Source organism: Pseudomonas sp. UBT (assembly GCF_050915955.1).
GTDB lineage: Bacteria > Pseudomonadota > Gammaproteobacteria > Pseudomonadales > Pseudomonadaceae > Aquipseudomonas > Aquipseudomonas antarctica_A.
In genome coordinates, this window is sequence record NZ_CP168079.1 from 4,502,891 (window position 1) to 4,513,107 (window position 10,217).

A 10,217-nucleotide genomic window follows, 5' to 3' on the forward strand; every position below is an offset into this window, starting at 1 on the left:
AGGCCCCTTATCAATTCATGTAGAAACCGAACGCCCCGCCGCTGCGCGGTCCGGTGGCCGCTGCGGTAGCCGGTTGTGCGTCCAGGGGCGTGGCGAGCGTGCGGCTGCGCACCGGCTCCACCAGGTACGGGGTAATCAGGATCACCAACTCGGTTTCATTGCGCTGAAAGCGCTTGGAGCGGAACAGGTTGCCGAGGATCGGCAAGTCACCCAACAGCGGCAGTTTCTCGATGTCCTGGCTGCTTTGACGCTGGAACAGCCCAGCAATGGCAAAGGTCTGCCCGCTGCCGACTTCCACACGCGTATCGGCACGGCGCACGCTGAAGGACGGCACATGGAAGTTGCCGAAATCCACGGTGCCGCCGCTGACCACACTGCTGACTTCCGGGCGCACTTGCAGGGCGATGCGGCCGTTGGGCAGCAAGGTCGGGTTGAACAGCAGCGACACGCCGAATGACTTGTACTCGATGCCCACCAGGTCCCGGTTGACCGGCACCGGAATCGCCACTTCGCCACCGGCGAGGAAGCTGGCGGTCTGGCCGGTCATGGCGGTGATGTTCGGTTCGGCGAGGATCTGCAAAATGCCGTTGGCCTGCAGCGCGTCGAGCATGCCGTCGATATTCACATTGCCCGAGCCGGTGCCTGCAGTCGCCAAACCACCTGCCGTCGCCGCCGCCAACGGCCCCCCGGTGATCAGGCCAAAGGAAAACGTGCCGTTATTGAACATAGCGTTCCAGTTCACGCCGTAGTGCAGCAACTCGGAACGGGACACTTCGGCAAAGCGCACCCGTAAGTTCACTTGGGCTGCGCCGGCGTATTCGGTGGTGTTGATCGCGCTCTGAAAGCCTTGGCCCTGAGGGTTAAGCAGCGCGTTAAGGTCAGTCGCTTCGGCCACCGAACCGACGGTGCCTTTGGCGATCAGGCGGTTGCCGGCGCCGGTAATCTGCGCGCCGTTACCGGGGTGCAGTTCCTGCATCGGCGTGGTCACCGCCTGGGCGCCGCTGCTGACGGACAAGGTCAGGCTGGCCAATTGTTTGCCGTCGTTGCCGAGGGCGATCAGGCTGGTATTGCCCGGCGCCTTGCCGAAGATATAGAGCGTACCGGGCGACACTACCTGCAGGTCGGCCACATTCGGCTCAGCCACCAATACCGAATCCACCGGCGCGGCAAAATGCAAAATCCGCCCCTCACCGGACGCCAGGTTGATCGAGCCCCCGGCCCCATTGGCAATCTCCTGGGCCTGGCTGGCACACGAAATCAAAGCGAGCAACAACACACAAAAACGCATCATGAGGCAGACGCCAGGGAAGTGACGGAGGCCGTGGCAGGCGCACGGCGGTTCGAAATATCAGTAAGGCTGATGGTCACCAACGCTTGCAGGTTGTATTCGGTGGCCAGCTCGCGGAACGACAGCACCGCCAGCTCCAATTCGCCGCGCAGCACCAGCCGACGCAGGCTGCGGCGCAGCTCCGGGTGCACCAGCAACACCGCACTGTTGACCTCACGCGTGTTCTCGCAGGCCTGGCGCAGCTGGGCGAGCAAGGCACGGCTGACGTCTTCGGGGATCAATTCGCGCTGGGCCTCCTGGCGGCGCAGGGATGCGCGCAACTGGTCTTCCAGACCCGGCGCCAGTACCAGCGCGCCGATCACGCGATTGCGGTCTGCGTAGTGATGGCTGATCTGGCGCGCCAATGCCGCACGCAAGTGTTCGGCCAGGCGCCCGGCGTCGGTTTCGCGCGCCCCCCACTCCACCATGGCCTCGAGCAAGGCGCGCTGGTTGCGGATCGACACGCCTTCACCGACCAACAGCCGCAAGGTTTCGGCAACCCGCTGCAACGGCACCAGGCGCAACGCTTCTTTCACCAGTTCGCCGTAAGTGGCTTCGGTGCGCTCCAGCAACAGACGGGTTTCCTGGATGCCGAGGAAGTCGGCGGCATACCGGCGCAGGCTGCGTTCCAGCACACCGCGCAACACTTCATCGGGCAGCAGGAAACCAATGCCGGCGTTGCGCAAGGTCTCTTCGTGCTGGCGCTCAATCCAATGGGCGCTGCGACCGTTAAGCGGCGAATCGGCTTGCACGGTGGCGATGTCCAGCAGTTGCACATGCACCGGATCGTCCTGCAACAGCAGGCAGTTAATCGGCAGTTCACCTTCGCTCACCGGCACACCTTCCAGGGATACGCGGTAACTGCCGGGCGTGGCCTTGGCCTCCATGTAGATGCCCGGCACCGGCACGTCCACGCCGAGGTCGGTGCGCAGGTCGTGGCACAGCGCTTCGACACGCTGGCGCAGCAACTGGCGGGGCGCGCTCTGGGACACGCCACTGCCGAGGGTCAGCAGCACGCGGGTCTCGGGGAGCAGGTTGTCGTCCAGTTCGGCCTGGGCTTCGACCAGCGGTTCCGGCGTCTCGACCAACGTTTCCAACTCGCCTTGAGGCTGGCGGGTGTGCCGGCGATACATCACGAACGCCGCACCGCCAAAGGCTGCAGACAACCCGAGAAACACCCAAGTGGGAAAGCCCGGCAACAGGCTGACGCCAATCATGATCAACGCGGTCAGGCCCAGTGCACGGTAGCTGGCGCCCAGCTGTTTGATGATTTCACTGCCCAGGTCACCGGCTTCACCGTCGCTGTTGACGCGGGTGACCACGGTGCCTGCCGCCACGGAAATCAACAGCGCCGGAATCTGTGCGATCAGGCCGTCACCCACCGTCAGCAGCGAATAAGTGTGCACCGCCACGCCGAACGGCATGTCGCGTTCGATCATGCCGATCAGCATGCCACCCAGCAGGTTGACCGCAAGAATCACCAGGCCGGCGATGGCATCGCCTTTGACGAACTTCATGGCGCCGTCCATCGCGCCGAACATCTGGCTTTCACGCTCCAGGCGCGAGCGCCGGCGACGGGCTTCGGCCTGGTCGATATCGCCATTGCGCAGGTCGTTGTCGATGCTCATCTGTTTGCCGGGCATGGCGTCCAGGGTGAAACGCGCGGCCACTTCCGCCACACGCTCGGCGCCCTTGGTGATGACCACGAACTGCGCCACGGTGATGATCAGGAACACCACCATACCGACCACCACCTGGCCTGCGATCACAAAGTCACCGAAGGCCTTGACGATATGCCCGGCGTCGCCGTGCAGCAGGATCAAGCGGGTGGTGGTGATGGACAACGACAAGCGAAACAGTGTGCTGAGCAGGATCAACGGCGGCAGCGCGGAGAACTCCACGGAGTGGCCGATGTAGAACGCGACGATGAGAATCAGGATGCTCAGGGCAATATTGAGGCCGATCAGCATGTCCACCAGGTAGGTGGGCAGCGGGATGATCATCATCACAATCGCCATCAGCATGAACGCGACGATGATCACGTCTGTGCGCTGGGCCGCCATGCGCGCCAGGGTGTTCAGGCGGTTAAGTGCACTCATGCGCCGGCCCTGCGTGCGGCCAGGTAGCGTTTGAAACACTGACGCGCTTCGTCCTTGCGCTCGCCGTACCACAGCGCGCGAGCGCGCAGCAGCAACAGGCTGGCAGACTCACCTTCCAGCGCCACCAGGCGGTCGAGCGCACCCAGCGCGCGGGTGGCGTCGCCGCTGTCGGTAAACGCCAGCACCAGCGAACGCAGCAACACGCCGTCATGGGGCGCGACACTGACCGCAATCAGCAACATCACCAACGCACGTTGGGACTGGCCATTGCGCCGGTACAGCTCGCCAATGCCCTTGAGCAGTTGCACGGCGTCGTGGTTATCGCGGGCCATCAGGCATGGACCTCCGAGCGTTGCTGTTCGAGGTTGCGGCGCATATCGATCTCTTCGCGGATCAGGTCGTGGGCCAGCGCTTTAATTGCAGGCTCCGCGTCCAGCGTCGGCAGCAGGTGTTCCATTACGTGTTCCAGCAACTCCAGGGAACGGGCGCTGCCGAACAGCAACGAATCAACACCGGCGGCGCTGGTGAGTGCTTCGAGGTCACCGCGCAGGGAGCGCCGGGTCTGGGTTTTGCGAGTCTTGAGCACCGCTTCGAAGGCGGTGGCCTGGCGTGAATTGACCGCGCGAACGGCCTCGACCGGCGCGCTGCGCACATCACTGGGAATCAACGGGCGGGGTTCGACTTTCATGCGTGGGCCTGTGTCAGGAATGGGGCATCGTCAAGGGTGGGGATGTCGGTCGGCCAACCCGCACCCAGGCGCGCTGTACCGACGCCATCGCAGGCAAGCCAGCGCCCACAGTTGGAGTGCGTGCATTCCATAGATCGACTCATAAGGTGAAGGTAAAGCGCTCCTCGCCACGGGCGAGAATCACTTGGTTGTTCTCGATGCGCTCCAGCACCCAGTTGTCCGCGAGCGCTGCGCCGGGGTACAGGCGTTTGCCGCTGTCATTGATCACATAGGGATTAGTGCCGAACCATACGGCCTGGAACCGCACCCGCGGCCGCGCAGCATCGGCACGCACTGCGACGCGGGGGTTGAGGACGATCTGCTGGCCATAACGCTGGTCGAAGGCTTGTTGCAGCGCCAGCCATTGCGGTTTTTGTGACTGTTCGAAACTGCCGACGGCACTCAGTTGGCCATTACTGCTGCTGACCTTCACCGCATCCAGATGCGCCGCTTGCAGTTGCTGCTCCAGCCAGGCCTTGGCCTGTTCGTGAGACGGTGCTTGCACCACCGGAACGTCGACGAATGCTGCCGGGGGCGCCGGCGGCGAGTCATTGCGAAACGCCAGCGCTGCGGCACAGAGAAACAGCAAGGCGGTTGCGACAATCCAGGGCGCAAATGTGCGGGGCGCGTGCGCAGGTTTTTCAGCCCCCTCAGGCAGTGCCAGGCTCACGCCTACAGTGCCGATACGCAGGTGCAAAGGCAGTCGCGCGCGATGGCCGCTGCCCTGGGGAATGCGCACATTCGCGCCGAGCATCACGTCGCCACCCAACGCTTCAATCGCGACCTGGCCGCCTTCAAAACGCAGGCGCAGGTGCAGGCCGGCAATTGCGGGGTCGCTGAGTACCAGGTCGGCCGCGAGGTCCGCGCCGAGGGTGTAGACAGGCTGGTCGAGCACCAGGGAACTGCCCTGGTGCAAACCGCTGGTCACCGTCAGGGTCGGTACGCCAATACCGGCGACCGGGCCCATGGAAATCAAGGCTGTCATTTTCGGGTTTGCCCCCTTGAGCATGTGCAACGGGGTCAAGAATCAGGATAAATACGGGCCAGAAGTAAACGGGCAGCGCCGGCGCCGCCCGTTTGGCGAATCAGTTCTGCGGACGCTGTTTGGTGGCGTCGAGTTCCGCTTTTTTGGCGGTGCTGATTTCAGTGATTTTTGCCGACTTTTCGATAGCCATGTTGAAGGTCGCTTCCATCTTCGCGATAGCGTCGTCGGCGCCGCCTGCTTTTACTGGTGGGACATCAGCCATGTTCATCTCCTTGCAGTGATAGGGAAGTTATTCAGTTGCGCATCAGCACGCTGAAAGTATGCAAACCGGATGAACGCCCAAAACCTCAGACAGTGAGCTTTCGAACCGTCGTTGGTTTGCATGGGGGCCATACTACTCACGATCAAAACGCCTTCGCTGTGAAAGCTTGTGAAACGTTTCAGATACCGGGTGTGAACGGTTCGGCTCAACCTGGCGTTGAGAAAAACTCATCCCCGTTTCGCCGTGGAACTTTTAACGAAAAGCCAAAACACCGCCAATACCCAGTGTTTACAGGGGGTTGCGCACCTGAACTCGAATATGGCTGAACACTAAGCCGCTCTTTCCCACCCTATAAACGAGCGGTTCATCACGGCATCTGCATTTTTTTCGTATCGACTTCACATTTTTCACTACTAGCCTTTTGCCCAACTTCGCAGATATTTCCATTTGTAACAAAAGCGACTTGCTCATCGCGTTTGATAGCTCGGCGTGAGCGACCTTCAATGCCCGCGAACAACTAGTGATGTGCGCGTAATTAGTACAGTTGCACTAATAGCCGAAAGCCTTAGTGCGCGGGCTTTAATATATGAAACAACTTCCAGGTGTTCTATGACTGCGATTCCGAGTGGCCTTGATCCGGCCGAAAGCAAGGGCACGGACGGCCCCCAGAAAAAATTCGAAACCGCGCTGTTCACGGCCGTCAACCAACCTGCCTTCGACCCTTCCAAAATCCGTGGCCCGTCGATTCCCCTGCCCTATCAGAATGTGCAGGCACCGGCGAACAACAGCATCACCTACACACCGCTGGGCAGCGACAAGCCGGTCACCCTCAAGCAAAGCGATAACCCGCGTCTCTACCAGACGCTGGTTGACCAGTACAACGCCCAGCAGAGCGATGCGAACCTGGAAAAGAACCTCGCCGCGAGCAAAGCGGCCGGCTACATCGAGGCCGACGCCAGCACCGTGGCGCCAGGCCTGGGCAACTACAAGGCGATCGGCAGCACGACGGAACTGGGCCCCGGGCTGATCCGCTACGAAACCACTTCCGGCGACAGGGTTGTGGTCAGCCAGAAAGAAACCCCGGGGCTGTTCGCCCAGGTCAGCGGCGACTCGGCCAAGTTGTTTGCAATCAATGCCAGCCAGGCTGAAGGCTACCGTTTGGCCAGCCCCGACGAGACCCTGGACCCGGCCGCCAACGTCGGCCCTCCCGAAGAAGTCGGGCCCGGCCTGATTCGCTATAACACCGCCTCCGGCGACAAGGTGATCGTGTCCCAGGACATTACTCCCGCGCTCTATGACCAAATGGCCAAGTTGTACGCCGGGACCACCGGCGCGGCGGGTGCTGCAGACACCTCGTGGATCGACAACTCGTCGTTCGGTGTGTCCGGCGCCAGGGACTGGGACACCCTCACCGGCAACACCAGCGGCACGCCCACCAAAGAAGAACTGGACCTGAACCGCCCCCGCGCCGCCGCGCAATTGCTCTCGCAGAATTGGGACGCGTGGGGCCTGCACGGTGCGCCCATCGACTTCGCCAACCCGCCCACCACCTTGCCACCCGAAGCCCAGGCGGTACTCAAGTACGTAGCCAGCAGCCCAAACCTGATGGCGGCGCTGGACAGCGGCGGTCGCGGTAAAGCCGACAATGTCATCACCCACGCCGACGTCGACCACTTCATCAGCAACACCAAGAGCGACATCGGTGCCGCGTCGAAAGCCTATGGCACATTCATGGGCAGCCATCCAGGCGACCTGGCCAAAGCCAACGCCAAGTCCGCCGCCATCGTGATGGCTAACGAAAGCCTGGTGGCCAGCTCCGGCACCGCCATGCGCCCGGGCGATCAACAGCGCAGCAACGACGGCATGATTCGCCCCGACAACCTCGAGGCACTGGGCAGCGATTCGGCCCTGAGCAACGAGCTGACGGGTGCCGCCGCCATGTGGTCGAAACCCGGCATGTTCCACGCCCTCGAAACCGGCGGCGACAACCCGGCCACCGGCAAATCAGACGCCGTTGGCACCCGCGACAATATCGGTGCCTGGCTGGAAAAACAGGCGCCGAAAACCGACAGCGACACCCTGACCTTCCTTGACAGCGCCGCCACCCGCGATGCCGTCGCCGGTGTGGACACCTCCACGCTGACCGCCGACATCCTGGCCAACCCGCAAAACTACACGGGCGCACAGAAAGCCGCGGTGCTGGTGCAACTGAGCGATGCGCAGACGCGCCTGTTGGTCAGCGACTATGTGCCCAACGCAGGCTTGATGGACAAGTACACCTCGCCTCACTACGGCCTGAACCCCAACGAAGACAAGATCAAGGCGCAGCTGCAAAGCGGCATTGAGACCCTGTCGGCGGACCCGGACGTCCAGGCGTTCCTGCAGAACAACCGTGGCCCTGCGCTGAGCGATATCGTCGGCAGCGATCCGACCCTGAAAGTCGCCATGCAAAATTACTTTGCCGATGGCATTGAGTCAGGCAAAAACCTCAACGATAACCTCAACGCCAAGGACCAGAACGGCAAGCAGATCGACATGGGCATTGGCCTGCAAAACGCTGCCAACGACGCGACCATCGCCAACCTGGCGCTGGGCGGCAATGGCCATGTCGACTTGACCAAAGTCGCCGCCAACGCCGGGCAAAGCGACGCGATCCAAAGCTACTACAAGAACGAACTGGTGACCGGCAAAGCCTTCACCGACGCCGTGGCCGCCGGCATGGACCCGACCGTCGCAGCCAGCAGTTTCGCCGCAAGCACCGCGTCGGCCCAGGCGTTCCTCGGTGACAAGGCGACGGCGGATGAGGCGGCGACCTTGCAGGTCAACTTCAACGAAAACCTCAGCGATGCGCTGCTCGGTGGCGCCACCACCGATACGCTTAACGTCACGCTCGGCGATGGCAACGGCAACTTTGACGAAGCCAAAGTCACCGCCGCGATCAACGATGCCCAGCAAAAAGATCCGCAGATGTTCGTGACCTCCGACGGCGGCAAGATTGACCCGGCGCAAGTGGTCTCGATGCTGCGTTCGGTATGGGACATCGGCCGCCAGGGCAACAAGATCGCCGACGCCTTGCCGAAAGCCATCGAAGGCATGAAGTTCGGCGATGTCAGCCCGGCATTCAAACAGGGCCTGCTGCACATCGGCAGTGCGGTGTTGATGAGCGGCGTGCTGATGGCGCGTTCGGCCAGCGGCAGCACCACCCCGGTGGCGGATGCCAACCGCGTGTCGGCCGGCTTGCAATTTGCCGGGCTGTTGCTCGAAGGCGGTACCAAATACGCCAAGGAAGCCGGCTATGGCATCACGTGGGTCAACCGCCCGGACGGCGGCACCCTCGGCGATTTCCCCGGCAAGGTGCCGGTGGGCAAGGGCCCGCTGTCACCGCAGCAGATCGCCAATATCGGCGCGGCGGGCAAGATCATCGGGTCGGCGGGCGGCATCATCGGCGGCGTAATCGGGATTATCGGCGGTGTCGACTCGCTGAAAAAAGGTGATTACCTCACCGGCAGTTTTTCGGTCGCCACCGGTGTACTCGGCACGGGCGCAGCCGTGGCGGGCCTGGTGGAAGCCGGTGCCGGTTTGTATGGCGCCACGGAAATCGGCGCGGTGGCGGGCACCCTCAGCGGCATTCTCGGCGGCGCCACGGCGATTCTCGGCGGTATCGGCAGTGCGTTTTTGCCGTTCGCGCTGGCCGATGCCCACGGCAAGGCGCAAGACGCATTTTACGGGCAGCTGGCCCCGGTGCTGCAGCAATACGGCTTGACCGGCGGCCCGACCATGGAGGGCGATTACCCGGCAGACCCGATCCCTGCCATCAACACCTGACCCTTCCCGGCAGCTCGGGGTGAAAAGGAGCCACGCCGAGCTGTGATTCCCACGCATAAAGGTAAAAGACATGACGTATTCGACTCGCAGCCACCTCACCGATGACGCCTCGTTCGAGATCCACTTCGGCCCGTTCCAACTGCTGCCCCAACGTCATCTGCTGCTCAAGCACGGGCAACCCGTGGCGCTGGGCAGCCGCGCCCTGACCCTGCTGATCGCCCTCGCTTCACGGCCCGGAGAACTGCTGGAAAAAAACCGATTGCTCGGTATCGCCTGGCCGAAAACGGTGGTGGAGGAATGCAACCTGCGCACACAGATCAAGACCCTGCGCCGCGCCCTCGGCGGCGACGAGTCTGTCTACATCGCCACGGCGCCCGGCCAGGGTTACCGCTTTGTCGCCCCCACCTGGGTCCAACGTGCGCACGTCGACGTGGCGAAGGAGCCCGTCGTACTTGGAGTCTATGGCTGCCGACACTGCCGAGGTGCCGGGATGATGCCGCAGTTTGCTCAGATAAGCCTGCAAAACAGCTGATCGGGCCGGCTCATGCCGTGGGAAAAACAGGCCGTTGATGATTCACGCCGGTGGTGACAACCCAAGCCTTTGGGAGCTGGCGGTGAGCGACGGGTGTGTGACGTGATCTGACCTCAATCAATCAGCCACCCAGGTCAACTGTGGGAGCTGGCTTGCCTGCGATGGCGGTGGGTCAGTCAGTCTCGCTGTTACAGATACACCGCCATCGCGGGCAAGCCCGGCTCCCACATTTGGACTGCGGCGGGCGCAGAATTCAGGTCAGACACAAATAAGTGTGGGAGCTGGCTTGCCTGCGATGGCGGTGGGTCAGTCAGTCTCGCTGTTACTGATACACCGCCATCGCGGGCAAGCCCGGCTCCCACATTTGGACTGCGGCGGGCGCAGAATTCAGGTCAGACACAAATAAGTGTGGGAGCTGGCTTGCCTGCGATGGCGGTGGGTCAGTCAGTCTCGCTGTTAC

8 protein-coding genes are annotated in these 10,217 nt (G+C 62.5%); 2 read left to right on the forward strand and 6 right to left on the reverse strand.

All coding sequences use genetic code 11. From position 1 onward, the window contains the following. Positions 1–10: 10 nt before the first annotated feature. The 6 genes from ACDZ94_RS20815 to ACDZ94_RS20840 all read right to left on the reverse strand — a co-directional run bounded on the left by ACDZ94_RS20815 (position 11) and on the right by ACDZ94_RS20840 (position 5,400). Positions 11–1,291, reverse strand: a complete 1,281-nt coding sequence (locus tag ACDZ94_RS20815) for a type II and III secretion system protein family protein (protein ID WP_064452926.1) — start codon at positions 1,289–1,291, stop codon at positions 11–13. Further along, positions 1,288–3,426 carry a type III secretion system export apparatus subunit SctV gene (sctV, locus tag ACDZ94_RS20820; protein ID WP_064452927.1) on the reverse strand — a complete coding sequence of 713 codons (2,139 nt, stop codon included), beginning with the start codon at positions 3,424–3,426 and terminating at the stop codon, positions 1,288–1,290. The genes ACDZ94_RS20815 and sctV overlap by 4 nt, the downstream gene beginning before the upstream one ends. Then, a complete protein-coding gene (locus ACDZ94_RS20825) occupies positions 3,423–3,758 on the reverse strand; it encodes a tetratricopeptide repeat protein (RefSeq protein WP_064452928.1) in 336 nt (111 codons plus the stop codon). The genes sctV and ACDZ94_RS20825 overlap by 4 nt, the downstream gene beginning before the upstream one ends. Further along, on the reverse strand, positions 3,758–4,114 hold the full coding sequence (locus tag ACDZ94_RS20830; RefSeq protein WP_064452929.1) for a hypothetical protein: 357 nt from the start codon (positions 4,112–4,114) through the stop codon (positions 3,758–3,760). Before ACDZ94_RS20830 ends, ACDZ94_RS20825 begins: the two co-directional genes overlap by 1 nt. 139 nt (positions 4,115–4,253) lie before the next feature. After that, the gene (locus ACDZ94_RS20835; protein WP_432750739.1) at positions 4,254–5,138 is read right to left on the reverse strand and encodes a SctD/MshK family protein; all 885 of its coding nucleotides are present in this window, start codon (positions 5,136–5,138) and stop codon (positions 4,254–4,256) included. A 100-nt stretch (positions 5,139–5,238) separates the two neighbouring features. Next, entirely contained in the window at positions 5,239–5,400 is a 162-nt protein-coding gene (locus ACDZ94_RS20840; RefSeq protein ID WP_016969018.1) for a hypothetical protein, read from the reverse strand. 609 nt (positions 5,401–6,009) lie between these two features. Between ACDZ94_RS20840 and ACDZ94_RS20845 the strand changes: the two genes are divergently transcribed. Beyond that, positions 6,010–9,225, forward strand: coding sequence for a type III effector HrpK domain-containing protein (locus ACDZ94_RS20845; protein ID WP_259762368.1), 3,216 nt, complete (start codon positions 6,010–6,012; stop codon positions 9,223–9,225). A 70-nt stretch (positions 9,226–9,295) separates the two neighbouring features. Continuing rightward, complete coding sequence (locus tag ACDZ94_RS20850; RefSeq protein ID WP_221295092.1) at positions 9,296–9,757, forward strand: winged helix-turn-helix domain-containing protein; 462 nt, start codon at positions 9,296–9,298, stop codon at positions 9,755–9,757. Positions 9,758–10,217 lie beyond the last annotated feature (460 nt).